This window comes from Pseudomonas sp. 382, from assembly GCF_002759075.1.
Classification (GTDB): domain Bacteria; phylum Pseudomonadota; class Gammaproteobacteria; order Pseudomonadales; family Pseudomonadaceae; genus Aquipseudomonas; species Aquipseudomonas vlassakiae.
In genome coordinates this window covers 498882-525334 of sequence record NZ_PEMX01000001.1, presented here as the reverse complement: position 1 = coordinate 525334, position 26453 = coordinate 498882, and the positions used below count along the sequence as shown (strand labels likewise).

General features: G+C 64.0%; 19 protein-coding genes. 10 read left to right on the top strand and 9 right to left on the bottom strand.

The window, feature by feature from the left end:
* The first annotated feature begins 164 nt into the window (after positions 1 to 164).
* Positions 165 to 425, top strand: a complete 261-nt coding sequence (locus CQW31_RS02685; RefSeq protein WP_054886585.1) for a DUF1652 domain-containing protein — start codon at positions 165 to 167, stop codon at positions 423 to 425.
* Here the strand turns inward: CQW31_RS02685 and CQW31_RS02680 are convergent.
* The 9 genes from CQW31_RS02680 to CQW31_RS02625 form a co-directional block, all read right to left on the bottom strand.
* On the bottom strand, positions 422 to 2509 hold the full coding sequence (locus tag CQW31_RS02680) for a bifunctional diguanylate cyclase/phosphodiesterase (protein WP_099813669.1): 2088 nt from the start codon (positions 2507 to 2509) through the stop codon (positions 422 to 424). The two genes, CQW31_RS02685 and CQW31_RS02680, sit on opposite strands and share 4 nt — an antisense overlap.
* A gap of 316 nt (positions 2510 to 2825) precedes the next feature.
* Positions 2826 to 4313, bottom strand: a complete 1488-nt coding sequence (locus CQW31_RS02670) for an efflux transporter outer membrane subunit (protein ID WP_099813667.1) — start codon at positions 4311 to 4313, stop codon at positions 2826 to 2828.
* A complete protein-coding gene (locus CQW31_RS02665) occupies positions 4310 to 7417 on the bottom strand; it encodes an efflux RND transporter permease subunit (protein ID WP_099813666.1) in 3108 nt (1035 codons plus the stop codon). The genes CQW31_RS02670 and CQW31_RS02665 overlap by 4 nt, the downstream gene beginning before the upstream one ends.
* Positions 7414 to 10512: an MdtB/MuxB family multidrug efflux RND transporter permease subunit gene (locus CQW31_RS02660; RefSeq protein WP_054886589.1), complete on the bottom strand. Its 3099-nt coding sequence runs from the start codon at positions 10510 to 10512 to the stop codon at positions 7414 to 7416. The genes CQW31_RS02665 and CQW31_RS02660 overlap by 4 nt, the downstream gene beginning before the upstream one ends.
* Positions 10509 to 11816 (bottom strand): MdtA/MuxA family multidrug efflux RND transporter periplasmic adaptor subunit, encoded by a 1308-nt coding sequence (locus tag CQW31_RS02655; RefSeq protein WP_099813665.1) that lies wholly within the window; start codon positions 11814 to 11816, stop codon positions 10509 to 10511. Before CQW31_RS02655 ends, CQW31_RS02660 begins: the two co-directional genes overlap by 4 nt.
* A 329-nt stretch (positions 11817 to 12145) precedes the next feature.
* A complete protein-coding gene (gene tpx / locus CQW31_RS02645; protein WP_054886591.1) occupies positions 12146 to 12646 on the bottom strand; it encodes a thiol peroxidase in 501 nt (166 codons plus the stop codon).
* 167 nt (positions 12647 to 12813) lie between these two features.
* A complete protein-coding gene (locus CQW31_RS02640; RefSeq protein ID WP_099813664.1) occupies positions 12814 to 14094 on the bottom strand; it encodes a serine/threonine transporter in 1281 nt (426 codons plus the stop codon).
* Between the two features lie 313 nt (positions 14095 to 14407).
* Positions 14408 to 15604 (bottom strand): amino acid aminotransferase, encoded by a 1197-nt coding sequence (locus CQW31_RS02630; RefSeq protein ID WP_099813662.1) that lies wholly within the window; start codon positions 15602 to 15604, stop codon positions 14408 to 14410.
* Positions 15605 to 15821: 217 nt separating this feature from the next.
* On the bottom strand, positions 15822 to 16847 hold the full coding sequence (locus CQW31_RS02625; RefSeq protein ID WP_099813661.1) for an Ldh family oxidoreductase: 1026 nt from the start codon (positions 16845 to 16847) through the stop codon (positions 15822 to 15824).
* Between the two features lie 143 nt (positions 16848 to 16990).
* Between CQW31_RS02625 and CQW31_RS02620 the strand changes: the two genes are divergently transcribed.
* The 9 genes from CQW31_RS02620 to CQW31_RS02575 all read left to right on the top strand — a co-directional run bounded on the left by CQW31_RS02620 (position 16991) and on the right by CQW31_RS02575 (position 26397).
* Positions 16991 to 17863: a MurR/RpiR family transcriptional regulator gene (locus tag CQW31_RS02620; protein WP_054886595.1), complete on the top strand. Its 873-nt coding sequence runs from the start codon at positions 16991 to 16993 to the stop codon at positions 17861 to 17863.
* 21 nt (positions 17864 to 17884) lie between these two features.
* The gene (locus CQW31_RS02615) at positions 17885 to 18637 is read left to right on the top strand and encodes a transporter substrate-binding domain-containing protein (protein WP_054886596.1); all 753 of its coding nucleotides are present in this window, start codon (positions 17885 to 17887) and stop codon (positions 18635 to 18637) included.
* 174 nt (positions 18638 to 18811) lie between these two features.
* Positions 18812 to 19531 (top strand): ABC transporter permease, encoded by a 720-nt coding sequence (locus CQW31_RS02610; RefSeq protein ID WP_054886597.1) that lies wholly within the window; start codon positions 18812 to 18814, stop codon positions 19529 to 19531.
* Complete coding sequence (locus tag CQW31_RS02605; RefSeq protein ID WP_099813660.1) at positions 19528 to 20238, top strand: ABC transporter permease; 711 nt, start codon at positions 19528 to 19530, stop codon at positions 20236 to 20238. The genes CQW31_RS02610 and CQW31_RS02605 overlap by 4 nt, the downstream gene beginning before the upstream one ends.
* A 15-nt stretch (positions 20239 to 20253) precedes the next feature.
* The gene (locus CQW31_RS02600) at positions 20254 to 21498 is read left to right on the top strand and encodes an FAD-binding oxidoreductase (RefSeq protein ID WP_099813659.1); all 1245 of its coding nucleotides are present in this window, start codon (positions 20254 to 20256) and stop codon (positions 21496 to 21498) included.
* 22 nt (positions 21499 to 21520) lie between these two features.
* Complete coding sequence (locus CQW31_RS02595; RefSeq protein ID WP_054886600.1) at positions 21521 to 22303, top strand: amino acid ABC transporter ATP-binding protein; 783 nt, start codon at positions 21521 to 21523, stop codon at positions 22301 to 22303.
* A 297-nt stretch (positions 22304 to 22600) separates the two neighbouring features.
* A complete protein-coding gene (locus tag CQW31_RS02590; protein ID WP_054886601.1) occupies positions 22601 to 23410 on the top strand; it encodes a gamma-glutamyl-gamma-aminobutyrate hydrolase family protein in 810 nt (269 codons plus the stop codon).
* A gap of 607 nt (positions 23411 to 24017) precedes the next feature.
* On the top strand, positions 24018 to 24929 hold the full coding sequence (gene kdgD / locus CQW31_RS02580) for a 5-dehydro-4-deoxyglucarate dehydratase (protein ID WP_054887618.1): 912 nt from the start codon (positions 24018 to 24020) through the stop codon (positions 24927 to 24929).
* A gap of 103 nt (positions 24930 to 25032) precedes the next feature.
* Entirely contained in the window at positions 25033 to 26397 is a 1365-nt protein-coding gene (locus CQW31_RS02575; RefSeq protein ID WP_099813658.1) for an MFS transporter, read from the top strand.
* Positions 26398 to 26453: the final 56 nt, after the last annotated feature.

Below are 26453 nucleotides of genomic sequence, written 5' to 3'. Positions count from 1 at the left end.
TGCTTGCCGCCGGCGCCATTGCTCACCTTGTGATCACCGTCATGCATTAGCACATTTGTCATGATTTACACGGAACATGCGCTGTGGCAGGTGCTATGGTTACCTTCCCGGCAGCCACGCAAGGTTGCCCATCACCCTGACCAGGCAAGGACAAGGAGGCTGGCATGAACAAGATGACGTTCCCCAACGCCTGCCAGGTGATGCGCTGGCACTTCCATCCACTGGGCTTCGAAGCCACCATGGATGCCCCACGCAGTATGGTTGCCCGGCTGTTCGACCGGGCCACGGGCGAGACCCTGCTGGCCATTGCAGGTATCCCCTGCACTGCGATCATGGCCGCAGCGGATGTCGAACGCATCATCGAAGCCGTGGAAGCCGAGATGGATGCTTTTGCACCGGCCTTTGCCTTGCGTGACGCAGGCTAGACAGCCGCGACGCTTTCTTCGCGCAATGTTTGCAACCTTGCCATGAACTGCTCCGCCGGCACCGGCTGGCCCAACAGGTAGCCCTGCAGCGAATCACAGCCCAGGCGGGTCAGGAAGTCCTGCTGGCGGTCGGTTTCCACGCCTTCAGCCACGATACGCAAGCCCAGCGCCTGGCCCAGGGCGACGATCGCCGAGACAATCGCGGCGTCATCGCTGTCCTGCTCCAGGTCACGCACGAAGCCACGGTCGATCTTCAGCTCGTTGGCCGGCAAGCGCTTGAGGTACATCAGGCTCGAATAACCCGTACCGAAGTCGTCGATGGACAGGTCCACGCCCATGTCGGAAAGCCGTTGCAACACGGCCAGGCTGGCATCGGCGTCGTGCATGGCAGTGGTTTCGGTGATCTCCAGGGTCAGGCGGTTGGCCGGCAGGCCGTTTTCCTGCAGGGCGCGGGCGACACTGTCGACCAGGCCGGCATGGCAGAACTGGATAGCCGACAGGTTGACCGCCATGCGCCATTGGCTGTGGCCTTGCTCGAGCCACTGGCGCATCTGTCGGCAGGCTTCACCCAGTACCCACTCGCCGATGGGAATGATCAGGCCGGTTTTTTCCGCCAGGCCAATGAAACGGTCCGGGAGCATCAGGCCGTGCTGTGGGTGTTCCCAACGCAGCAAGGCTTCGGCGCCGATCGGCAGGCAGGCCTGGGCGGCGAACTTGGGCTGGTAGTGCAGGCGGAACTGCCCCTGCTCCAGGGCCGTACGCAAATCCTGCAACAGCTGCAACTGCTGGCGCGCATTGCTGTTCATCGAGGCATCGAAGAAGCTGTAGCCGTTCTTGCCGGCGCTCTTGGCGTGGTACATGGCGGCGTCGGCATTGCGCAGCAGCTCAAGCTGGTCCTGGCCATTGCCGGGGTACAACACGATACCCAGGCTGGCGGTCAGCTGCAGGTCATGCTCGGCAACGCGGAACGCGCGCGACACCAGGTTGACCTGCTTGGCCGCCACGTCCATGGCGTCCTCAGGCTCTTGCAGCTCCACCAGCAGCACGAATTCGTCACCGCCGATCCGCGCCAGGGTGTCCTGGCTGTGCAGGTGGCCACGCAGGCGGGCCGCGACGGCCTTGAGCAGCAGATCGCCGACATGGTGGCCAAAAGCGTCGTTGACCGGCTTGAAACCGTCCAGATCGATGAACATCAGCGCAAAGCAGCCGCCCTGCTCCGCCACCTTGCCAATCGCTTGCTCGATGCGGTCGGACAATAGCGTGCGGTTGGGCAAGCCGGTCAAGGTGTCGTGCAAGGCCAGCTGGGTCAGCTCCTGGTTGGCCAGGGTCAGCGAATGAGCCAGCGCTGCCGTTCGCGCTTCAAGGCGTGCATCCAGCACCGAGGTGAGCAGCACCACAGCCAGCACCGCCAAGGTAGTGATCAGCACCAGATAGGCCAGGCCATCGCCCTGCAGGCCATCGCTCAACGCACCACAGAAGCTGCCCTCGGGAAAGTTCGCTGCCGCCATGCCGGTGTAGTGCATGCCGACGATCGCAACACCCATCACCATCGCCGCCAGGCCGCGGATCTGGCGCACGTATGGCGTGTGCTGACGCAGGCGAAAGGCAATCCACAGCGCGGCCGCCGAGGCACCTACCGCGATGGCCAGCGAGGCGCCGAACAAGGCCGGGTCATAATCGATGCCGGGCAGCATGCGCAGCGCCGCCATGCCGACGTAATGCATGCAGGCGATGCCCGTGCCCATGATCAGGGCGCCAAACGCCAGCTGCAACCTGGGCATGCTGGGCTGGCTGACCAGCCACAGGGCGAAACCGGAAGATAGTACGGCAATCAGCAGGGACAACGCGGTCAGGCCGATGTCGTAGCCCAGGGCGATGGGCAGGCTGAAAGCGAGCATGCCGATGAAGTGCATCGACCAGACGCCAATGCCCATGGCCAACGCGCCGCCGCCCATCCACAGATGCACGGCACGGCCCTTGGCCGTGGCGATACGGCCAGTCAGGTCGAGAGCGGTGTAGGAAGCAAGGATGGCCACGCAGAGTGATATGAGCACCAGCGCGGAGGAGTAAGTACCGGTCAGCATTGGAAAATCCAGCTCGGGACAGGGGGCCCGAAAAAACTGACGATTGTACTCAAGCTTTGGCGAAACGCACGGGCTTTGTGCGAATGGGAATGGATCCAACGAACGACACGAGATTTCGGAATGCTTGATCTAGAGCGCTTTCATCACCGAATGAAGGCACATTGCCATTTGTCGGTTGACCCGCATCTTGCAGGAGCGGCCTTGTGTCGCGAAAGGGCTGCGGAGCAGCCCCAGCAGTTATTGGGTAAACGCCAACATCGTGGGGCTGCTACGCAGCCCTTTCGCGACACAAGGCCGCTCCTACAATGAACGTGCCTTAGTCCTGCCGGGCAAACGCCTGTTCGGCATCCCAGCCGCCGCCCAGCGCGGCAATCAGTTGCACGCTGGCCACCAGCCGCCCCTGCAACAGGGTCAAAGCACTGCGTTCGTTACTCAGCGCGGTGGTCTGCACGTTGACCACATCGAGGTAACCGATCAGGCCCGCCCGGTACTGGTTCTCGGTCAGGCGCAACGATTCGCGTGCCGCGTCCAGCGCTTCCTGGCGCACCACGGCTTCATCGGCGTACACCTTCAACTGCACCAGGAAGTTCTCAACCTCCTTGAAGCCGTCGAGCACGGTCTGGCGGTACTGCGCCACGGTCTGGTCATACACCGCCCGGGTGCGATCAACCTCGGCGCTGCGCTTGCCAGCGTCGAACAAAGTCATCGCAAGTTGCGGCCCCACCGACCAGTAGCGGTTGGGCAGTTCGATCCAGTTGCTGAAGCTGCTGCTGGAATAGCCACCGCTCATGCTCAGGCTCAAGTCCGGGAAGTAGGCAGCACGGGCCACGCCGATATTGGCGTTGGCGGCCATCACGTTGCGCTCGGCCGAGGCGATATCCGGGCGGCGTTCGAGCAGTTGCGACGGGAGCGTTACAGGGATCTGCGGCAGCGCCGGAATACGCTGGCTGTCAGCCAGGGAGAATTCGGCCGGGGCCTTGCCCAGCAGCACGGCGATGGCGTTCTCGAACTGTGCGCGCTGCCAGACCAGGTCGATCAGGTCCGCTTGCGTGGACTTCAACTGGGTACGCGCCTGCGCCACCGCGTCCGGGCCGGCAACGCCAGCGCGATACTGGTTTTCGTTCATCCGCAGTGAGCGCTCATAGGTTGCGACGGTGGCTTCGAGCAAGCGCTTCTGTTCGTCGATCACCCGCAGTTGCAAGTAGTTCTGTACCAGTTCGGACTGCTGGCTGAGGCGAATCGCGGCCAGGTCGGCGAAGCTGGCTTCGGCGCTGGCCTCGTTGGCGTTCAGGGTCTCGCGCAGCTTGCCCCACAGGTCGACTTCCCAGCTTACGCCGAGCTGCGCGTTGTAGGTGTTGCGGATGCCGCTGCTGTTGTTGGACAGGCTCGAACTGGAACTGCCGGTGCCTTGTGCCGAGCGGTTCTTGCTGGCACTCAGGTCCAGGCTGGGGAACAGCGACGCCCGGCTGCTGCGCACCAGGGCCTGGGCCTGACGATACTGGGCTTCGGACTGCGCGACGGTCTGGTTGCTGCGGTTGAGCTCCTCGACCAGCGCATTCAACCCGGCGTCGCCGTAGATTTCCCACCAGGCGCCACGGGCAATGGCATCGGACGGATTGGCCTGGGTCCAGCCTTCGGCCTGCTTGTACTGCGCCGGGGTGCTCAGCTGCGGGCGGTGGTAGTCCGGGCTCAGGGTACAGGCACTGAGCATGGCCACGCACAGACCGGTGCCGGCCAGGCGAGAGCCCCGCCCACGGGTCAAAAGCTGCAAGGCACGGTAAAGTCGGGTCTGGGCGAAGTTCATAGCGGTGTGTCCAGGGCGGCGTCGGTGCGTACACCGCGCCAATGGTTGAATCGGTGACGCAAGCGGTCCAGGTAAAGGTAAACCACCGGCGTCGTGTACAGGGTCAGCAGCTGGCTGACGACCAGGCCGCCAATGATGGTCAGGCCCAGCGGCTGGCGCATCTCCGCACCTTCGGCACGGCTGATCAGCAGCGGCAAGGCGCCCAGGATGGCGGCCAGGGTAGTCATCAGGATCGGCCGCAGCCGCAGCAGGCAGGCGCGGCGGATCGACTCCTCCGGGCTCAGGCCCTGGTGACGCTCCAGCTGCAGCGCCAGGTCGATCATCAGGATGGCGTTCTTCTTCACCACGCCGATCAGCAGGAACAGGCCCAGCAACGAGATCAGGCTGAACTCGCCGCCGGTGGCGTACAGGGCGAGCAAGGCACCGACGCCAGCCGAGGGCAAGGTCGACAGGATGGTCAGCGGGTGGATGTAGCTTTCGTAGAGGATGCCCAGCACCAGGTACACCAGCACCAGGGCGCCGAGGATCATGAACGGCTGCCCTTCCTGGGTCTTGGCGAAGGCACTGGCCGTGCCACCGAGCTTGGCGATTACTTCCTCGGGCAAGCCCAGCTTGGCAACCTCCCGCTCCACGGCAGCCATGGCCTGGTCGGGGCTGTAGCCTTCGGCAATGTCGAAGGCAATGTCTTCGGAGGCGAACTGGCCTTCATGGCTGACCCGATCGTTGGCCAGGCTGTTCTCGTAACGGGCGATGGTCGACAGCGGCACCCGCGCACCGTCACTGGTGATGACCTGCACCTGTTCCAGCGTGCTCGGGTCCCAGGCGTATTTCGGGTTGATCTCCAGCACCACCTGGTACTGGTTGAGGCTGTCGTAGATGGTCGAGATCTGCCGCTGGCTGTAGGCGTTGTTCAGCACGGCGGTGACCATGTCCATGTCGATGCCCAGGCGCTTGGCCTGGTCACGGTCGACCACCAGGGTCACCTGCTGGGTGCCGGAACCGTCGCGGGCATCGATGGCGGTGAGCTCGGGCAATGCGCGCAGTGCCGCGACCACCTTGGGGAACCACTGGCGCAGGGCCGCTAAATCGCCGCTCTGCAGGGTATACAGGTATTGCGAGGAGGACTGGTCGCGGCCACCGCCGCCCAACTGCAGGTCCTGGTCGGCCATCAGGAACAGCCGCCCTCCCGCGACCTTGGGCATTTCCTTGCGCAGGCGCTCGATGATCTTCTGCGCGTCGAGCTTGCGCTCGCTGATCGGTTTCAACCGCACCAGCACCATGGCGTTGTTGGTGCCGCTGTTGCCACCGATGAAGCCGGCCACGCTTTCCACTGCCGGGTCGGCGAGCAAGGCGCGGCGGTAGATTTCCATCTTCGGTTGCATCACGTTGAACGACAGGCCGTCGTCACCACGGATGAAGCCGATCAGCTGGCCGGTGTCCTGTTGCGGTATCAAGGTCTTGGGCACCACCACGTACAGGGCGACGTTCAGGCCGATGGTCGCCAACAGGCTGATCAGGGTCAGGCGCCTGTGGCGCAAGGCCCAGCCAAGGCTTCGGTCATAGACATCGACCATGCGCTGGTGGGCCTTGTCGCTCCAGCGCTGCAGGCGTGTCGGCTCGGCGCGGTGCGGCTGGAGCCAGCGGGCGCAGAGCATCGGCGTGAGGGTCAGCGAGACCACCAGCGAGACGATGATGGCCGCCGCCAGGGTGACCGAGAACTCCTGGAACAGGTTGCGCACGATGCCGCCCATGAACAGGATCGAGACGAATACCGCCACCAGCGATACGTTCATCGACAGCAAGGTGAAGCCGACCTCCCTGGCGCCCAGGAACGCCGCACGCATCGGCGGCTGGCCGTCCTCGATGTGCCGGGAGATGTTCTCCAGCACCACGATGGCATCGTCGACCACCAGCCCGGTGGCAAGGATCAGCGCCATCAGCGACAGGTTGTTCAGCGAAAAACCGCACAGGTACATCACCGCGAAGGTGCCCACCAGCGACACCGGCACTGCCAGGCTGGGGATCAGCGAGGCGCGCAAGCTGCCGAGGAACAGGTAGACCACCAGGATCACCAGCACCACGGCAATCAGCAGCGTGTGCTCGGCCTCCTTCAGGGTGGCCTTGATCACGGGCGAGCGGTCCATGGCCACGTTCAACTGGACGCTGGCCGGCAGCAACGACTGCAGGGCCGGCAGCTGCGCCTTGATCTGGTCGACGGTTTCGATGATGTTGGCGCCGCTCTGGCGGTTGACCACCAGCAGCACGGCGCTCTGGTCGTTGAAGAAGCCGCTGTTGTAGCGGTTCTCGACGCCATCGGTAATGGTGGCCACGTCCGACAGCCGCAGGATGGTGCCATTCGACTGGCGGATCACGATCGGCTCGTAGTCCTTGGCGGTTTCCAGCTGGTCGTTGGCCCTCACCTGCCAGTTGCGCCCGGCATCCTCGACAAAGCCCATGGGCCGGCGCTGGTTGGCGTTGGAGACCGCCGTGCGCACCTCGTCCAGCGACAGGCTGTACTGGTTGAGCAGCTGAGGCTCCACGGCGATGCGCACCGCTGGCAGCGAGCTGCCACCGATCTGCACTTCGCCGACCCCGCTGACCTGCGCCAGGCTCTGCGACAGGATGGTATCGGCCAGGTCGTACAGCTGGCCCTTCTGCAGCACGCTGGAGGTCAGCGAGAGCACCATGATCGGCGCCTGCGACGGGTTGATCTTCTTGTAGGTGGGCATGCTGCGCATGCCGCTGGGCAACAGGTTGCGCGTGGCATTGATCGCCGCTTGCACCTCACGTGCGGCACCGTCGATGTCGCGCCCCATCTCGAAACCGATGATCACCCGGGTCGAGCCCTGGTTGGAGCTGCTGGTCAGGGTGGTGACGCCGGCAATGCTGCCAAGCTTGCGTTCCAGCGGCGTGGCCACGGTGGCGGCCATGACCTCCGGGCTGGCCCCGGACAGGTTGGCTTGCACGACGATCACCGGGAAGTCCATCTGCGGCAACGGCGCCACCGGCAGCAAGCCGAAGCTGACACCACCGAGCAGCATGATCGCCAGGCTCAGCAGCATGGTAGCCACGGGCCGGCGAATGAACGGTGCGGACAGGTTCATGCCTCGGCCTGCTGCGCGTCAGCGGCCGGGCGCCAGCGGCGGGCCAGACGGTCGAAGTACAGGTAGATGACCGGTGTGGTGAATAGCGTCAGCACCTGGCTGACCAACAGGCCGCCAACCATCACCAGGCCCAGCGGCTGGCGCAGCTCGGCACCGGAACCGGTGGCCAGCATCAGCGGCACGGCGCCGAACAATGCGGCCAGGGTGGTCATCAGGATTGGCCGGAAGCGCAGCAGCGCCGCCTGGTAAATCGCATCGCGCGGGCTCATGCCCTGGTTGCGCTCGGCCTCCAGGGCAAAGTCGATCATCATGATCGCGTTCTTCTTGACGATGCCGATCAGCAGGATGATGCCAATGATGGCGATCATGCCCAGGTCGTTGCCGCTGAGGATCAGTGCCAGCAACGCGCCGACTGCCGCCGACGGCAAGGTCGAGAGGATGGTCACCGGGTGGATGTAGCTCTCGTACAGCACGCCCAGCACGATGTACATGGTCACCACGGCCGCCAGGATCAGCAGCAAGGTGCTCGACAGCGAGGCCTGGAAGGCTTCGGCGGCCCCCTGGAAGCGGGTTTGCACACCGAGCGGCATGCCGATGTCCTGCTGCACCTGCTCGATCACCTTGACCGCCTCGCCCAGCGACGCCCCCTGGGCCAGGTTGAACGACAGTGTCACTGCGGGGAACTGGCCGATGTGCGAGATGGCCAGCTGTGCCTGGCGCTGCTCGATCCGCGCCAGTGCCGACAGCCGCACCTGGCCGCCATCGGTGGCCTTGACGTGGATCGATTCCAGCGCCTGCGGGCCGATGACTGCCGCGTCCTGCGACTGCAGCACCACGCGGTACTGGCTGGCCTGGGTGTAGATGGTTGAAATCTGCCGCTGGCCGAAGGCATCGTACAGGGCGTTGGTGATCTGCGACACGCTGATGCCCAGGCGGCTGGCCATGTCACGGTCGATCACCAGGTACACCTGCAGGCCCTTGTCCTGCAGATCACTGGCCACATCCTGCAACTCCGGGCGCTGCTGCAGGGCGTGCACCAGCTTGCCGCTCCACTGCGCCAGCAAGTCAGCGTCAGGTGAAGACAGGCTGAACTGGTATTGGGTGCGGCTGACCCGGTCCTCGATGCTCAGGTCCTGCACCGGTTGCATGAACAGGCGGATACCGACCAGCTTGTCGAGCTGCGGTTGCAGGCGGCTGATGACTTCCCCGGCGCTGACATCACGCTCGCCGTGGGGCTTGAGGTTGATCAGCATGCGGCCACTGTTGAGCGTGGCGTTGTCGCCGTCGACACCGATGTAGGACGACAGGCTCTGCACCGCCGGGTCTTGCAGGATCACCTTGCTCAGCGCCTGTTGGCGCTCGCTCATGGCGGCGAACGAGGTGGATTGCGGCGCTTCGGAAATACCCTGGATCACCCCGGTGTCCTGCGCCGGGAAGAAGCCCTTGGGCACCACCATGTACAGCAGCACGGTGAGTGCCAAGGTCGCCACGGCCACCAGCAAGGTCAGCGGCTGGTGCTTGAGCACCCACTGCAGGCCGCGGCCGTAGTGTTCGATCATCCAGTCGATCCAGGCACCGCTGGCGCGGTAGAAGCGGCCCTGCTCTTCCTCCCTTGGCTCGCGCTTGAGCAGCCGCGCGCACATCATCGGCGTCAAGGTCAGCGACACCACCAGGGAAATCAGGATGGCCACCGCCAGGGTGATGGCGAATTCGCGGAACAGCCGGCCGACCACATCGGCCATGAACAGCAACGGGATCAGTACCGCGATCAACGAGAAGGTCAGCGAAATCAGGGTGAAGCCGATCTGCCTGGCACCTTTGAGTGCCGCCTGCAGCGGCGTTTCGCCTTCCTCGATGTGGCGCGAGATGTTCTCGAGCATGACGATGGCGTCGTCGACCACGAAACCGGTGGCAATGGTCAGGGCCATGAGCGTCAGGTTGTTCACCGAGAAGCCGGCCAGGTACATCACGCCGAAGGTGCCGATCAGCGACAGCGGTACGGCAATCGAGGGAATGATCGTGGCGCTGAAGCGGCGCAGGAACACGAAAGTCACCATCACCACCAGCACGATGGCGATCAGCAGCTCATGTTGCACGTCCTTGACTGCAGCGCGGATGGTTTGCGTGCGATCGGTCAGCACCGACACATCGAGGCCGGCCGGCAGGTTATCGGTGACCGATGGCAGCAGCGCCTTGATGCGGTCGACCACGTCGATGACGTTGGCCCCAGGCTGGCGCTGGATATTCAGCAGCACGGCCTGGTTCTGGTTGGCCCAGGCAGCCAGGCGTTCGTTCTCGGCGCCGTCGACGATCTCGGCGACGTCCTTCAGGCGCAGCGGCGCGCCATTGTTGTAGGCGAGAATGAGGTTGGCGTATTCCTCCGGCGAGCGCAGCTGGTCGTTGGCGTCGAGCATCGACACCCGGGTCGGGCCGTCGAAGTTGCCCTTGGGCTGGTTGACGTTGGACGCGCCGATCAGGGTGCGCACATCGTCGAGGTTGAGGCCGTTGGCCGCCAGTGCGTCGACGTTGACCTTGATCCGCACCGCCTGGCGCTGGCCGCCGGCGATGCTGACCATGCCCACCCCGCTGATCTGCGCGAGCTTCTGCGCCACCCGGGTGTCGACCAGGTCGTTGAGCTTGGGCAGCGGCATGGTCTTGCTGGAAATGGCCAGGGTCAGCACCGGGGTGTCGGCCGGGTTGACCTTGTTGTATACCGGCGGCGCAGGCAGGTCGCTGGGCAACAGGTTGCTGGCGGCGTTGATCGCGGCCTGCACCTGTTGCTCGGCGACGTCCATGTTCATGTCCAGGCTGAAGCGCAGGGTCAGCACCGAGGCGCCGCCGGAGCTGGTCGATGCCATCTGCTCAAGGCCGGGCATCTGGCCGAACTGGCGCTCCAACGGTGCGGTGACAGCACTGGTCATCACCTGTGGGCTGGCGCCCGGGTACAGGGTCATGACCCGGATGGTCGGGTAGTCGACCTGGGGCAAGGCGGAAACGGGCAACAACTTGTAGGCGATCAGCCCGGCCAGGACGATGGCCAGCATGGTCAGCGTGGTAGCGACCGGGCGCAGGATGAACAGGCGTGACAGGTTCATGCGCCCGCCCTGGCTGCCGCTTTGCCGGAAGGCGCCTCATCGCTCTGGGCTGATCCCTTGGCGTCCTGGCCCTGCAGGTGCTGACCGGGGGTGGTCGGCACTTGCGAGCTGTCTTCGACCACTTCGACCTTGGTCCCTTCACGCAGGCGGTCGGTGCCTTCCAGCACCAGGCGCTCACCGGCCTTGAGGCCCTCAAGGATGACACTGTTCTGGCCATCGCTGGCGCCAACCTTGAGCTTGCGGATGTTGACGGTGCTCTGGTCATTGACCACGTAGGCGAAGGTGCCCTCGTTGCCGAACTGCACGGCCGCGGCCGGCGCCATCACCACCTGCTTGAGGGTGTCGGCCAGCAGACGCACGTTGACGAACTGATTGGGGAACAGGGCCAGGTCCTTGTTCTCGAAGCGGCCTTTGAACTTCAGGGTACCGGTGGTGGTGTCGATCTGGTTGTCGATGCTGCCCAGCACGCCGGTCGACTGCAGTTTGCTGTCGGTGCGGTCCCAGGCCTCGACCGGCAGGCTGGCGCCGCTGCGGTAACGGTCAAGCACGGTGTTCAGCTCGGTCTCGGGCAAGGTGAAGGCGACGCTGATCGGCTCGGTCTGGGTGATCACCACCAGGGCGGTGGTGTCGTTGGCCGCCACCAGGTTGCCCAGGTCGAGCTGGCGCAGGCCCACGCGGCCGTTGATCGGGGCGCGGATCTGGGTGAAATCGAGGTTCAGGCGGGCATCGTTGACCTGAGCCTGGTTGGTCTTGACCAGCCCCTGGAATTGCGCAACCTGAGCTTCGGCTGTATCGAGGGTCTGCTTGGCGATGCTGTCCTGGGCATACAGGCCCTTGTAGCGCGCCAGGTCGACCTGGGCGTTCTTCAGTTGCGCCTGGTTCTGTGCCAGGGTGCCTTCGGCCTGCTGCAATGCAATGCGGTAAGGGCGCGGGTCGATTTCCGCGAGCAGGTCGCCTGCCTTGACCTGCTGGCCCTCCTTGAACAGGATTTTCACCAGCTCGCCGGCCACCCGGCTGCGCACATTCACCGTGTTGGTCGCCGTGACAGTGCCCAAGGCCTTGTAGTAGAGCGGGAAGTCGCCCACTCGCACCGGCTCGACACGCACCGGCACCGGGTCGGTGGAGCCGCCGAAACCCGGCCGGCCCATGCCCATCCCCATGCCTTTGTTGCCGCGCCCCGCGCTGGCCGCTTTGTGGGCAGGCGTTGCCGCAGGCCACAGCCACCAGGCCAGCAGGGCCACCAGCAGCAGGATCAGCAGGCCGACGAGCCAGCGACGAGGGGATCGGGAATTGGACACTTGCATGGGTTGAACGAACCTTGTTCAGAAATGGCGGCTTGGGAAGGTTGAACGATAAGCACTGGCTCTGTTTTAGCAAAGGCCCTTTACCAGAGGTTTACCTTTGCCTGACGTTGCCAAAAGGCTGAACTTTAAACGAAAACGGCCCGGAAAAGGTTCCGGGCCGTTACAGGGTATTGCTTTGAGCTGTGATGGGTTGAAGAGTCCCTTCACCTGTTCCGGCCTATTCGCGGGTAAACCCGCTCCTACAGGTAATACACCGTCCCTGTGGGAGCGGGTTTACCCGCGAATAGGCCGGGACAGGCTGATACTGCACACCCTGCCCTAAGCGATCCTTACTTCAGTACAGCCAAGGCTGCGTCGTAGTTCGGCTCGTCGGCGATCTCGCCAACCAGCTCGCTGTGCAGCACCTTGTCGTTCTCATCCAGTACGACCACAGCGCGGGCAGCCAGGCCGGCCAGCGGGCCGTCGGCGATGGCGACGCCATAGTTCTCCAGGAATTCGGCGCCACGCAGGGTGGACAGGTTCTTCACGTTGTCCAGGCCTTCGGCACCGCAGAAGCGCGCCTGGGCGAACGGCAGGTCGGCCGAGATGCACAGGACGACGGTGTTGGCCACGTCGTTGGCCTGGGCGTTGAACTTGCGAACCGACGTGGCGCAGGTCGGGGTGTCGACGCTCGGGAAGATGTTCAGCACCTTGCGCTTGCCGGCGAAGTCCTTCAGCGACTTGTCAGCCAGGCCTTCACCGACCAGGGAGAAAGCCGGGGCCTGGGCACCGACCTGTGGCAGAGTGCCGTTGACCTGAACCGGGTTGCCTTTGAGGGTCACTTGAGCCATGACGAAATCCTTATGCGGGGGTTTGGAAAGGACACTGAGTTAATCATGAAGGCGGCCGGGTGCCTATGGGGGCATTGAAATTGTTCTATTTCCGGACAATTACTGTGGACAAAAAAAAGCCCGGATGGCGACAAACGCCCCGGGCTTTTTCCGATTCAGGCAGTGAGTCAGCTGATCAGGCTGTACACCACGGAGGTCAGCGCAACCAGGCCGACCACCACCACGAACACGTTCGACAGCGCACCACTGTATTGGCGCATCGACGGCACGCGACGGATGGCGTACATCGGCATCAGGAACAGCAGCACGGCGAGGATCGGGCCGCCGAGCGATTCGATCATGCCAAGGATGCTCGGATTGAGGGTGGCGACGATCCAGCAGACCACCAGCATCAGCGCGGCGACCACGCGATCCAGGGTCTTGGCGCCTGGGCGGGCACCGGCCTTGGCGATGATGCCCTTGAGGCCTTCACTGGCACCGATGTAGTGGCCCAGGAATGACTTGGCAATGGCGACAAAGGCGATCAGTGGCGCGGCAAAGGCAATGGTCGGATTGCTGAAGTGGTTGGCCAGGTACGACAGGATCGACAGGTTCTGCGCCTTCGCCTCGGCCAGCTGGGCGCTGCTCAGGGTGAGCACGCAGCTGAACACGAAGAACAGCACCATCACCACCATCAGCAGGTGGGCACGGCGCAGTATCTGGCCGCTGCGCTCGTCGGCGTGTTCGCCATAGCTGCGCTTCTGGTCGACGGCGAAGGCCGAGATGATCGGCGAATGGTTGAACGAGAACACCATCACCGGAATGGCCAGCCACAGGGTGTGCAGGAAGGCCGAGCCCGACGGCACCTGGGCGGCGCTGTCGAGGATGCCACCGGTCCAGTGCGGAATCAGGTACAGACCCAGTAGCCCCAACGCAACGATGAACGGGTACACCAGCAGGCTCATGACCTTGACCGTGGCCTGCTCGCCGCAGCGCACGATCGCCAGCAGGCCAAGGATCAGCACGAATGACAGCACTGCCCGTGGTGGCGGCGCCATGTGCAGTTGGTGCTCCATGAAGCTGCTGACGGTGTTGGTCAGCGCCACGCTATAGATAAGCAGGATCGGGAAGATGGCGAAGAAGTACAGCACGGTGATCAGCGCACCGGCCTTGATGCCGAAGTGCTCTTCGACCACTTGGGTGATGTCGCCGCCGCTACGCCCGGACAGCACGAAGCGGGTCAGGCCACGGTGCGAGAAATAGGTCATCGGGAAGGCCAGCGCGGCCAGGATCAGCAGCGGCCAGAAGCCGCCCAGACCGGCGTTGATCGGCAGGAACAAGGTGCCTGCGCCGATGGCCGTGCCGAACAGGCCCAGCATCCAGGTGGTGTCGTTACGCGACCAGCTGCCGAGGGTGGCGGGGGTCGATTCTGCAAAGCGTTGTTCAACGCTTGGGGCCTGCTCATTCATTCCGGGTGAAGCTCCACTCGCAAGACTGCAACAGGCTGAGAATGGCGAAATTGCGTGATCGCCCAACTCAACCGGGAAAGAGGGGCGCGATTGTGCACCGAAAGGTTGCACTTGCGAAGCCCCTTTCCGAGAGGCGGTTGCACTTGTCTTTACAAGCAGGTTGCACAGATGGGGCTGATTGCAGGAGCGGCCTTGTGTCGCGAAAGGGCTGCGCAGCGGCCCCAGATCTGTGCAGAGCCACAGATTGCTGGGGCCGCGTTGCGGCCCTTTGGCGACACAAGGCCGCTCCTGCAAGGGCTGCGCAGAACCGAAATTACTTCTGTACTGCGGCGAACGCCTCGGCAACCCGCTGCAGGTTGGCTGGGCGCAGGCCAGACATGCACACCCGGCCGCTGTCGATCAGGTACACGCCGAACTCGTCACGCAGGCGACGCACCTGCTCGACGCTGAAGCCGGTGTAGCTGAACATGCCGCGCTGGCGCAGGAAGAACTGGAAATCCTGGCCTGGCAGCAGCACCGCCAGGGCATCGACCAGCGCCTGGCGCATGTCGAGGATGCGCTTGCGCATCACTTCCACCTCTGCGGCCCACTGGGCGTTGAGCGCGGCATCGCCGAGCACGCCTGCCACCAGCTGGGCACCGAAGTTGGGCGGGCTGGAGTAGTTGCGACGCACGGTGGCCTTGAGCTGGCCGAGCACGCTCTGGGTGGTGGCTTCGTCGTCGCAGATCACCGACAGGCCCCCTACCCGCTCGCCGTACAGCGAGAAGATCTTGGAGAACGAGTTGCTGACCAGGCACGGCACGCCGGCACGGGCCATTTCGCGGATGGCGTAGGCGTCTTCCACCAGGCCTGCGCCGAAGCCCTGGTAGGCGATGTCGAGGAACGGAATCAGCTGGCGCGCCTTGACCACTTCCACCACCTGCTGCCACTGGGCCGGCTCGAGGTCGGCACCGGTCGGGTTGTGGCAGCACGGGTGCAGCAGCACGATGCTGTTGGCCGGCAGGCCTTGCAGGGCCTGCAGCATGCCGTCGAAGTCGACGCCACGGCTGGCCTGGTCGAAGTACGGGTAGGTGTGCACCTTGAACCCGGCACCTTCGAAAATGGCACGGTGGTTGTCCCAGGTCGGGTTGCTGACCCAGACTTCCGACTGCGGGAAGTAGCGCTTGAGGAAGTCAGCACCGACTTTCAGCGCGCCGGAGCCGCCGACGGTCTGCACGGTGGCCACGCGCTTGCCGGTCACGGCCGGGTGGTCGGCACCGAACAGCAGCGCCTGGATCGCCTGGCGATAGCTGGCCAGGCCTTCCATCGGCAGGTACAGCGAGGCTTCATGGGCCTGGCCGGCAATGCGCTTTTCCACCGCATCCACCGCTTCCAGCTGCGGCACCACACCGGCCTCATCGTAGTACAGGCCGATACTCAGGTTGACCTTGTCGGCGCGCGGGTCGGCCTTGAAGGTTTCCATCAACGAGAGGATCGGGTCGCCGGCATAGGCATCGACATGTTTGAACACAGCGTGCAGCTCCTTGGATCAGGACAGTTCGGAAAGACTGCCCTGAGGATACCCGGAGTCGGGCCCAAGGAACATCACATAAGTGCAAGGTTGTCTATGCAACTTTGCACAGCTGGGGATTCGCGCTGGATTCTTCGCGGGCATGCCCGCTGCCACAGGGATATCACAGCCCTTGGGACTGTGCAGTCCCTGCGGGCTTGCCCGCGAAGAGGCCGGATCAGCCAAGCAATTCTTTCAGTCCTTGCAACTCTTGTTCAGTCACCGCCACCCCTTCCCGCTCGGCCTGTTTCCGCTCGCGGTAGCGACGCTCGCCTGGCATGCGCGACAACCCGGCGGCTTGCATGTGCTCAACCAGTTCGCGGCTGCGCTGGGCAAACCGGTCACCTTCGGCCTTGCTTGGGTCGATGACGATGATCAGTTGCCCGGTCCACGGTGTTTTCGCCCCCGGGTGGCCGGACCAGTCGAATTCCCAGGAGAAATGCCCGCCGGTCAGCGCCGCCGCCAGCAACTCGACCATCATCGACAGCGCCGAACCCTTGTGCCCGCCAAATGGCAACAGCGCGCCGCCTTCGAGAATGGCCTTGGGGTCGGTGGTCGGCTGGCCCTGGGCATCCACGCCCATGCCCTCGGGCAATGCCTGGCCGGCCCGCGCAGCGATCTGCACATCGCCGTGGGCCATGGCGCTGGTGGCCATGTCGAATACGATCGGGTCATGCCCGGCGCACGGCGCGGCGAAGGCGATCGGGTTGGTGCCGAACAACGGTTTGCGCGCACCGTGCGGCACCACGCAGGTCATGCTGTTGACCACGCTCAGCGCCACCAGGCCCTCATCGGCAAAGGGTTCGACATCCGGCCACAGTGCGGCGAAATGGTGCGAGTTGTGGATCGCCAGCACGGCAATGCCGGCGCTGCGGGCCTTTTCCACCAGCAACCGACGCGCTGCGGCCAGGGCGGGCTGGGCGAAACCACCGGCGGCATCCACGCGCACGTAGCCTGGCGCCAGGTCGGTCACCTGGGGGATGGCACGCCCGTCGACCCAGCCACTGGCCAGGGTCGAAACGTAACCGGGGATACGGAACACGCCATGGCTGTGGGCGCCATCGCGTTGGGCACTGGCGCAGTTGTGGGCCAGCACGTTGGCCACCGCCTCGCTGCAACCGTGCTGCTGGAGGATCGCTTGCAACAGCCCCTGCAGCTCGGCGAAGGGCAGGCGCACGAGCGGGCTGGCGGAAGGTGCGGACATCTGTAGCTCCTTTCTTGGAATTGGAATGGCAACAGCGTATGCAACGACAAAAACTTTCCGATAAGTGACAGCTATCTGTCAAATGTTGACTCGATGACAGAAAACAGCCATTTTCTATTCCACGCCTCACCTGGAGCCGCAGCATGAGCCAACCGATCAAGCAACGCCTGGAAAACAGCCTGCAAGGGGCCGCAGCCTCAGGCCGCAAGATCGCCAGCTACATGCTCGCCAACCTGCACGAACTGCCGTTCCAGACCTCGGCCAGCATTGCCGCCAAGCTGGGTGTCAGCGAGTCCAGTGTCGGGCGTTTCTGCCGCTCCCTCGGTTATGCCCATCTCAAGGCCCTCAAGCAAGACCTGCAGAGCGACCTCGGCGACGGCCCCTGGCTGATGGGTGATCGCCTGCAAGAATACCGCCAGAACCAGGATGACCGCGACAACGCCGGCAGCCTCGAGCGGGAAATCGCGGCCCTGGTGCGCGTGCACGAATACCGCCAGAGCGACGCCTGGCACGCCGTGGCCCAGCGCCTGGCCGAAAAGCCCCGGGTGTGCATCGCCGGCTTCCAGACCGAACGCGGCATTGCCATGTGCATGAGCCACCTGCTGCAGTACCTGCGCGATGGCGTGCAACAGGTCGATGGCAGCGCCGGGCACTTCGGCGACGTGCTGCTCGGCCGCAGCGAAGACACCGCGCTGGTGGTGTTCGAGGCCCGCCGCTATTCGCGCCATGCCCTGCAGCTGTGCCAGAAGGCACGCGCCGCCGGCATCCCGGTCACCTTGGTGACCGACACCTTCTGCGACTGGGCCGATGCCCATGCCGACGAAGTGTTCCGCATCCCCACCGAATTCAACCTGTTCTGGGAATCCACCGCGACCATGCTGTCGTGGGTGCACCTGATGGTCAACGAGGTCTGCAAGAAGCTCGGGCCTGATGTTGAAAAACGCTTGGAAGCAACTGCCGCTCTACATAACGAGTTCGTCGGCTACACCTCGTGGCCGGCGGGCAAACAACAATAGCAAGAGTGCAAGAGGTGCGAAATGAACAAGACCATGGCTATGCTGGGTGCGTGTGCCCTGCTGCTGGCGGGCAACGCCAGCGCCGAGACCCTGCGCTTCGCCACCGAAGGTGCCTACCCGCCCTTCAACTATGTCGATGCCGATAACCAGCTGCACGGCTTCGACATCGACATCACCCATGCCCTGTGCGAGCAGATGAAAGTCGAATGCACCCTGGTTGCCCAGGACTGGGAAGGTATCATTCCCGCCTTGATGGCGCGCAAGTACGACGCGGTGGTGGCCTCGATGATCGATACCGAGGAACGGCGCAAGAAAATCGCCTTCACTGATCACTACTACCGCACCCCGCTGACCGTCGCTGTGGCCAAGGACAGCAAGATCGGCGACGCCCAGACCAAGTTCGACGGCTACACGGTCGGCGCCCAGTCGTCCTCGACCCAGGCCATCTATGCCGAAGACGTGTATGCCAAGGCCGGCGCCGAGGTGAAGCTGTACCCGACCATGGACGAGGCCAACGCCGACCTTGCCGCCGGGCGCCTGGACGGGGTGATCGCCGACAAGTTCCCGCTGCACGAGTGGATGAACAAGAACGGCGGCGACTGCTGCAAGATCCTTGGCGATGTAGCCAACACCAAGGCCGACGCTGCGATAGCCGTGCGCAAGGACGATGACGCCCTGCGCCAGCGGCTGAACACCGCACTGGCCGAGATTGTCGCCAACGGCACCTACCAGAAGATCGCCAGCAAGTACTTTGCCTTCGATATCTACAACTGATCCGTAGAAAGTCTTTGCGAAATCCCTGTAGGAGCGGCCTTGTGTCGCGAAAGGGCCGCATAGCGGCCCCGGCAATCTGTGCTGCTGCATAAATCCTGGGGCCGCTGCGCAGCCCTTTCGCGACACAAGGCCGCTCCTACACAGAGACCGCATTACCCGCCCAAGGGGTTCGTCATGCTCGATCAATTGTCCTTGCTGTCCTTCGCCAGTGGTGGCTGGGGCCAGGCGCTGCTGGCCGGCGCCCTGGTCACCGTTTCTCTGGCCCTCGCCTGCCTGCCCATCGGCCTGCCGCTGGGCCTGGCCGTAGCCCTGGCGGCGCGTTCGCGCAAGCGCCTGCCACGCGCCTGGGCCACCACCTTTTCCACCGTATTCCGCGGCCTGCCCGAGCTGCTGACCTTGCTGATCATCTACTACGGCTGCCAGATCGCCGCGCAAAAGCTGCTGGCGGCGATGGGTTATGAAGGCGAATTCCTGATCAACACCTTCCTGGCCGCGATGATCGCCTTCAGCCTGGTGTTCGCAGCGTTCTCCAGCGAGATCTGGCTGGCGGCATTCAAGACCCTGCCCAAAGGGCAACTGGAGGCCTGCTCGGCGCTGGGCCTGAGCAAGCGCACCGGGTTCTTCAAGGTGGTGCTGCCGCAACTGACGCGCATCGCCCTGCCGGGCCTGTCGAACAATTGGCTGTCGTTGCTCAAGGACACGTCGCTGGTATCGACCATCTCGCTGGTCGACCTGATGCGCCAGACCAACCTTGCGGTCAGCGTGACCAAGGAGCCGATGTTCTTCTATGGCGTTGCCTGCCTGGCTTACCTGCTGTTCTCGGCCGCCTCGGGACGGGTGTTCGCCTATATCGAGCGGCGCAGCAACCGCCACCTGCAAGGAGCACGCGCATGAGTGCCGAACAACTGCTGGGCCTGGTACTGGACCCGGACCTGCTGGAGCGCTATGGGCCGCGCTTCGTCGATGGCCTGCTGGTGACCGCCAAGCTGGTGGCAATCTCCTTCAGCCTGGGCGCCGTGCTCGGCCTGTTGCTGGCCCTGGCGCGCCTGTCGCGCCACTCGCTGCTGCAACGCTTGGCGGCCGGCTACATCTACTTCTTCCGCGGCTCGCCGCTGCTGGCCCAGCTGTTCCTGTTGTATTACGGCCTGGGCTCGCTCAAAGGCTTCTGGCAGGACCTCGGCCTCTGGTGGTTCTTCCGTGAAGCCTGGTTCTGCACGTTGCTGGCGTTCACCCTCAACACCGCCGCCTACCAGGCCGAGATCTTCCGCGGCAGCCTGATGGCCGTTGCGCCGGGCCAGTACGAAGCGGCACGGGCGCTGAACCTCAAGCGTTCAACCACCTTCTTCAAGGTCATCCTGCCGCAATCGTTGCTGGTGGCCATCGGGCCGCTGGGCAACGAGCTGATCCTGATGATCAAGGCCAGCGCCATCGCCTCGCTGGTGACCCTCTATGACTTGATGGGCGTGACCAAGCTGGCGTTCTCGCGCAGTTTCGACTTCCAGATCTACCTCTGGGCCGCGGTGCTCTACCTGCTGATCGTCGAACTGGTCCGACGCGTGCTCAAACACCTGGAAGCCCGCCTGGGCCGCCACCTGAACTGACCGAAGGATATATCCATGCATTGCCAGACCCTTGTCCTCGGCGCCGGCATCGTCGGTGTCAGCACCGCACTGCACCTGCAGGCCCGCGGGCGCCAGGTGATCCTGCTCGACCGCGACGACCCCGGCACCGGCACCAGCCATGGCAACGCCGGGCTGATCGAGCGCTCCAGCGTGATCCCCTATGCCTTCCCGCGGCAATTCGGCGCCTTGCTGCGCTATGGCCTGAACCGCCAGCCCGATGTGCGCTACAGCGTGCTGCACTTGCCCAAGGCGGCGCCGTGGCTGCTGCGCTACTGGCAACAGTCGACGCCCGGGCGCCTGGCCGGGGCGGCGGCCGACATGCTGCCGCTGGTCCAGCGCAGCGTCGAGGAACATGATGCACTGGTCCAGGCGGCCGGCCTTGAAGGGCTGATCCAGGCCAAAGGCTGGATCGAGGTGTATCGCACCCCGGCGCTGTTCGAGCAGGCCAAGGCCGAGCTCAAGGGCCTGGCCCGTTACGGCCTGCAGTACGAAATCCTCGAACGTGGCCAGCTGCAGGCGCGCGAGCACCAGCTCGACAGCACGGTGGTTGGCGGCATCCATTGGCTCGATCCGAAGACCGTCACCAACCCCGGCGCCCTCACCCGTGGCTATGCCGCACTGTTCGTACAGCGCGGCGGGCAGTTCGTGCATGGCGATGCGCGCAGCCTGCGCCAGGTCGACGGCCGGTGGCAGGCCGACAGCCAACGGGGGCTGATTACCGCCGAGGAGGTGGTGGCCTGCCTCGGGCCACAGTCGGGCGACCTGTTCGAGCGCCTGGGCTACCGCATTCCGCTGGGCATCAAGCGTGGCTACCACATGCACTACAGCACCCGCGAGGGTACCCAGCTGCTGCATGCGATCTGCGACACCCAGGGTGGCTATGTGCTAGCCCCGATGGCCCGCGGCGTGCGCCTGACCACCGGTATCGAGTTCGCTGCCAGTGACGCACCGGGCAACGAGATCCAGCTCAAGCGCTGCGAAGCGCTGGCCCGCAAGCTGTTCCCGGCGCTGGGTGAGCGCCTTGATGACAAGCCCTGGCTCGGCCGCCGGCCATGCCTGCCCGACATGCGTCCGGTAATCGGCCCTGCGCCACGGCATAAAGGCCTTTGGTTCAATTTCGGCCACGCCCACCACGGCCTCACCCTGGGCCCGGTCAGCGGCCGCCTGGTGGCCGAGCTGCTCACAGGCGAGCGCCCTTTCACTGACCCTGCGCCTTACAGCGCGGCACGTTTCGACTGACACCCAGCGGGAGAACAACAACATGACCGCCCCCATGAGCGTTGCCAGCCTTGCCCCCGAAACTGACCCTCGTCCGGAGCTGATCCGCATCGAGGGCCTGAACAAGCACTATGGCGCCTTCCACGTGCTGCACGACATCGACCTGCAGGTGCGCGAAGGTGAGCGCATTGTCCTGTGTGGCCCGTCCGGTTCGGGCAAATCGACGCTGATCCGTTGCATCAACCGCCTGGAAATCGCCGAACAGGGCAGCATCCGGGTTGCCGGCATCGACCTGGCCGCCAACACCCGCCAGGCGGCCCAGGTGCGCAGCGAGATCGGCATGGTGTTCCAGCACTTCAACCTGTTCCCGCACATGAGCGTGCTGGACAACTGCCTGCTCGCCCCCACCAGCGTGCGCGGCCTGTCGCGCAAGGACGCCGAGGAACGGGCGCGCATGTACCTGAGCAAGGTAGGTATCGAGAGCCAGGCGCACAAGTACCCCAGCCAGTTGTCCGGTGGCCAGCAGCAGCGCGTGGCCATCGCCCGGGCGCTGTGCATGAAGCCGCGGATCATGCTGTTCGACGAGCCGACCTCGGCGCTCGACCCCGAGATGGTCGCCGAGGTGCTGGACGTACTGGTGCAACTGGCCGGCACCGGCATGACCATGCTGTGCGTCACCCACGAAATGGGCTTTGCCCGCCAGGTGGCGGAGCGGGTGCTGTTCCTCGAAGGCGGGCAGATCATCGAGGACAGCCCGCCCCAGGTGTTCTTCAACCAGCCGCGCACTGCACGGGCCAAGGCCTTCCTGGCGCAGATACTGCACTGAGCGGTCGATCATTGCAGCGCTGCAATGAACCGACTGCGTCGTTAAATATAATTGACCATACCCCCCGCCAAACCCTTGCCGGCTCAGGCTCGCAAGGGTTACACCCCCGTAATTCGGCGCCCTAACCGCTTTTTGCTCGTTTGACATATCGAACGGCTCTGGCAAGCTATCTACAAGCCCCGACCGGAATCGTCCTGTGATGAGCCGGCAGTGCTCGGGACTTCAGGTAGCACAATTTGGCCACCGGCCGTGCACCTGCACAACAACGACAGGCAGAGCCCTGTCATAAGGTGACATATGTCCAACAGCAACATTGGCAACAAGCAACCTTCCCTGCGCAAACCCGTCGTCCTGATGACCATGGGCAGCCAAGAGCGCAAAGGCCATGACTATCAGGTCATGACCCACAAATACATCACCCCGCTGGTCGACTTTGCCGATTGCGTCCCGGTACTGGTGCCCACCTGCTGTGGCATCGATGACCTGGAGACCTATCTGGACATGGCCGACGGCGTGTACCTGACCGGTGCCGGTAGTAACATCGACCCGACCCTGTACGGCCAGGAAAACGAAACCCCCGGCAAAGGCCAGGACAAGAACCGCGACCTGTTCGACATCCCGCTGGTGAAGGCGGCGCTCAAGCGCGGCCTGCCGATCTTCGGCATCTGCCGCGGCATGCAGGAAATCAACGTTGCCCTGGGCGGCGACATTTACCAGAAGGTCTACGCCGAGCCTGGCTTCAACGACCATCGGGAAAACCCGGAAGACCCGGTCGATGTGCAATACGCCCAGGTGCATGGCGTGAAGATCAAGCCGGACAGCTGGCTGCGTGAGACCCTGGGCACCGACGAGATCCGCGTCAACTCGCTGCACGGCCAGGGCCTGCGCAACCTCGGCGCCGGCATCGAGCCGATCGCCCACGCCGAAGATGGCTTGGTCGAGGCGATCCACGCTCCAAGCATCTCGCCGTTCCTGTTTGCCGTGCAGTGGCACCCGGAATGGCAAGCGGCGAAGAACCCTGATTCGATCAAGATCTTCCAGGCCTTCGGCGACGCCTGCCGCGCCCAGGTGCGCAAAAGCCAGATCAAGCGCCAACAGGCAGCCTGACACTCGGTTTCAGCTTCGTTAGCTTTGATCGCGGGGCGGCGCAAGGTCGCCCCCGCTTCCCCGGTCACCCTCTGCTGGTCCCAGAACACTTCCCGTGGAAGCGGGCGGCGGGCTTGTGCCTGTCTCCGCGATCGTTTTTTTGTTTCCCTCCTCTCAAGAGATACGATGACTGCCTAGTGGTCGTCGTTAGATTTTCTGCGCCTGTCAGATCGAGCGCCGCCCGCGCGGCGCATCGCGGGCAAGCCCGCTCCCACATCTGTTTCGGGCCAGTCACTCCTGTACCGCCAACAGGATCTGCCTTGGTGCATGACTGGAGACAGGTGGAGCGGCATCAGCGCCCACCGAGATGCATCGCCATGCCAACTAGGCGGTCCCTGTTGGCTTCATAGGAGTGATTGGCCCGAAACAGATGTGGGAGCGGGCTTGCCCGCGATGCGCCGCGCGGGCGGCGCTCGATATCCGCCCCCACACACACCTCGAACCGATCACCTAGACGCCCACACAAAAATTTATGCAAGGGGACTAGTCATCGCCTTAGTTGTACGATAACTTACCTCTAACGCAGAACAACACCCTACACCCCAAGCGCCACAGGATGCCTACAACAATGACCCCACAAGAACTGAAATCCATCCTCTCCCACGGCCTGCTGTCTTTCCCGGTCACCGACTTCAATGCCCAGGGCGACTTCAACCAGGCTGGCTACATCAAGCGCCTGGAGTGGCTCGCCCCTTACGGCGCCAGCGCCCTGTTCGCCGCCGGTGGCACCGGTGAGTTCTTCTCCCTGGCCGCCAGCGAATACAGCCAAGTGATCAAGACGGCGGTCGACACCTGCGCCAGGTCGGTGCCAATCCTCGCCGGCGTCGGTGGTTCCACCCGCCAGGCCATCGAATACGCACAAGAAGCCGAGCGCCTGGGCGCCAAGGGCCTGCTGCTGCTGCCGCACTACCTCACCGAAGCCAGCCAGGACGGCGTTGCCGCCCACGTCGAAGCGGTGTGCAAATCGGTCAACATCGGTGTGGTGGTGTACAACCGCAACGTCTGCCGCCTGAACGCCAACCTGCTGGAACAACTGGCCGAGCGCTGCCCGAACCTGATCGGCTACAAGGACGGCCTGGGCGATATCGAACTGATGGTGTCGATCCGTCGCCGCCTGGGTGATCGTTTCAGCTACCTGGGTGGCCTGCCGACTGCCGAAGTGTATGCAGCGGCCTACAAGGCATTGGGTGTGCCGGTGTACTCTTCGGCAGTGTTCAACTTCATTCCGAAGACCGCGATGGACTTCTACCACGCCATCGCCCGCGACGATCACGCCACCGTGGCCAAGATCATCGACGACTTCTTCCTGCCGTACCTGGACATCCGTAACCGCAAGGCCGGCTACGCCGTGAGCATCGTCAAGGCCGGCGCCAGGATCGCCGGTTACGACGCAGGCCCGGTGCGTACCCCGCTGACCGACCTGACCGCCGAAGAGTACGAAATGCTCGCAGCACTGATGGACAAGATGGGCCCGCAATAAGCGCGCCCCGCGGCCTGCCAATGCCGCCACCGGAGTGGGCCTGCCCCACTCCGGCTACAACTCGTGAGCCCGCACAAAAATAACTAGTGGGAGTGTTTACAGCATGCAAGCGACTAAAAAGACGCATGTGCGCTACCTGATCCTGTTCATGCTGTTCCTGGTGACCACGATCAACTACGCAGACCGAGCAACCATCGCTATCGCAGGCTCCAGCCTGCAGAAAGACCTCGGCATCGACGCCGTTACCCTTGGTTATATTTTCTCCGCCTTCGGCTGGGCTTACGTGGCCGGGCAGATCCCCGGTGGCTGGCTGCTGGACCGCTTCGGCTCGAAGAATGTCTATGCCTTCAGCATTTTCACCTGGTCGCTGTTCACCCTGCTGCAGGGCTTTGTCGGCGGCCTGCCGGTGGCCTGGGCGGTGGTGACCCTGTTCACCCTGCGCTTCCTCGTCGGTTTCGCCGAAGCCCCGTCGTTCCCGGGTAATGCCCGTATCGTCGCGGCCTGGTTCCCGACCCAGGAACGCGGCACCGCGTCGGCAATCTTCAACTCGGCTCAGTACTTCGCCACCGCACTGTTCGCCCCGATCATGGGCTGGATCGTGTTCAGCTTCGGCTGGGAGCACGTGTTCGTGGTCATGGGCGCGCTGGGCATCGTGTTCTCCATGGTGTGGCTGAAGACCATCTACAACCCGCGCCAGCACCCACGCATCAGCCAGAGCGAGCTTGAGCACATCGAGCAGAACGGCGGCCTGGTCGACATGGATCAGAAGCGCGGCAACGACGGCCCGAAATGGGGCTATATCAAGCAACTGCTGACCAGCCGCATGCTGCTGGGCGTGTACCTGGGCCAGTACTGCATCAACGCGATCACCTACTTCTTCCTCACCTGGTTCCCGGTGTACCTGGTGCAGGAACGCGGCATGACCATCCTCAAGGCCGGCTTCATCGCCTCGCTGCCGGCGGTGTGCGGCTTCATTGGTGGCGTGCTGGGTGGGGTGATCTCGGACTGGCTGCTGCGCCGCGGCAACTCGCTGACCTTCTCGCGCAAGCTGCCGATCGTCTGCGGCCTGTTGCTGTCGACCACCATGGTCTTCTGCAACTATGTCGACGCCGAGTGGATGGTGGTCGGTTTCATGACCCTGGCTTTCTTCGGCAAAGGCATCGGTGCATTGGGCTGGGCGGTGGTGGCCGACACCTCGCCCAAGCAGATCGCCGGGCTGTCCGGTGGCCTGTTCAACACCTTTGGCAACATCGCCTCGATCACCACCCCGATCGTCATCGGCTACATCATCAGCGCCACCGGCTCGTTCAAGTGGGCCCTGGTGTACGTCGGCGCCAACGCCCTGGTGGCGGTGTTCAGCTACCTGGTGATCGTCGGCCCGATCAAGCGTATCGAGTTGCGCGAGGATGCCCCAAAGCCACAGCCTGAGCCGGTCGCCAACGGCGAACTGGCCAGCTCGCGGCACTGAGTGAACACGCCCGCGCCGGCCGAAGCCTGCGCGGGCGGACGTACAAAAAGCCTGAG

What these genes read in the sequence shown, in the direction of transcription:
- CQW31_RS02685 (WP_054886585.1), top strand. Translation starts at nt 165, where the DNA reads ATGAACAAGATGACGTTCCCCAACGCCTGCCAGGTGATGCGCTGGCAC.
- CQW31_RS02680 (WP_099813669.1), bottom strand. Translation starts at nt 2,509, where the DNA reads ATGCTGACCGGTACTTACTCCTCCGCGCTGGTGCTCATATCACTCTGC.
- CQW31_RS02670 (WP_099813667.1), bottom strand. Translation starts at nt 4,313, where the DNA reads ATGAACTTCGCCCAGACCCGACTTTACCGTGCCTTGCAGCTTTTGACC.
- CQW31_RS02665 (WP_099813666.1), bottom strand. Translation starts at nt 7,417, where the DNA reads ATGAACCTGTCCGCACCGTTCATTCGCCGGCCCGTGGCTACCATGCTG.
- CQW31_RS02660 (WP_054886589.1), bottom strand. Translation starts at nt 10,512, where the DNA reads ATGAACCTGTCACGCCTGTTCATCCTGCGCCCGGTCGCTACCACGCTG.
- CQW31_RS02655 (WP_099813665.1), bottom strand. Translation starts at nt 11,816, where the DNA reads ATGCAAGTGTCCAATTCCCGATCCCCTCGTCGCTGGCTCGTCGGCCTG.
- tpx (WP_054886591.1), bottom strand. Translation starts at nt 12,646, where the DNA reads ATGGCTCAAGTGACCCTCAAAGGCAACCCGGTTCAGGTCAACGGCACT.
- CQW31_RS02640 (WP_099813664.1), bottom strand. Translation starts at nt 14,094, where the DNA reads ATGAATGAGCAGGCCCCAAGCGTTGAACAACGCTTTGCAGAATCGACC.
- CQW31_RS02625 (WP_099813661.1), bottom strand. Translation starts at nt 16,847, where the DNA reads ATGTCCGCACCTTCCGCCAGCCCGCTCGTGCGCCTGCCCTTCGCCGAG.
- CQW31_RS02620 (WP_054886595.1), top strand. Translation starts at nt 16,991, where the DNA reads ATGAGCCAACCGATCAAGCAACGCCTGGAAAACAGCCTGCAAGGGGCC.
- CQW31_RS02615 (WP_054886596.1), top strand. Translation starts at nt 17,885, where the DNA reads ATGAACAAGACCATGGCTATGCTGGGTGCGTGTGCCCTGCTGCTGGCG.
- CQW31_RS02610 (WP_054886597.1), top strand. Translation starts at nt 18,812, where the DNA reads ATGCTCGATCAATTGTCCTTGCTGTCCTTCGCCAGTGGTGGCTGGGGC.
- CQW31_RS02605 (WP_099813660.1), top strand. Translation starts at nt 19,528, where the DNA reads ATGAGTGCCGAACAACTGCTGGGCCTGGTACTGGACCCGGACCTGCTG.
- CQW31_RS02600 (WP_099813659.1), top strand. Translation starts at nt 20,254, where the DNA reads ATGCATTGCCAGACCCTTGTCCTCGGCGCCGGCATCGTCGGTGTCAGC.
- CQW31_RS02595 (WP_054886600.1), top strand. Translation starts at nt 21,521, where the DNA reads ATGACCGCCCCCATGAGCGTTGCCAGCCTTGCCCCCGAAACTGACCCT.
- CQW31_RS02590 (WP_054886601.1), top strand. Translation starts at nt 22,601, where the DNA reads ATGTCCAACAGCAACATTGGCAACAAGCAACCTTCCCTGCGCAAACCC.
- kdgD (WP_054887618.1), top strand. Translation starts at nt 24,018, where the DNA reads ATGACCCCACAAGAACTGAAATCCATCCTCTCCCACGGCCTGCTGTCT.
- CQW31_RS02575 (WP_099813658.1), top strand. Translation starts at nt 25,033, where the DNA reads ATGCAAGCGACTAAAAAGACGCATGTGCGCTACCTGATCCTGTTCATG.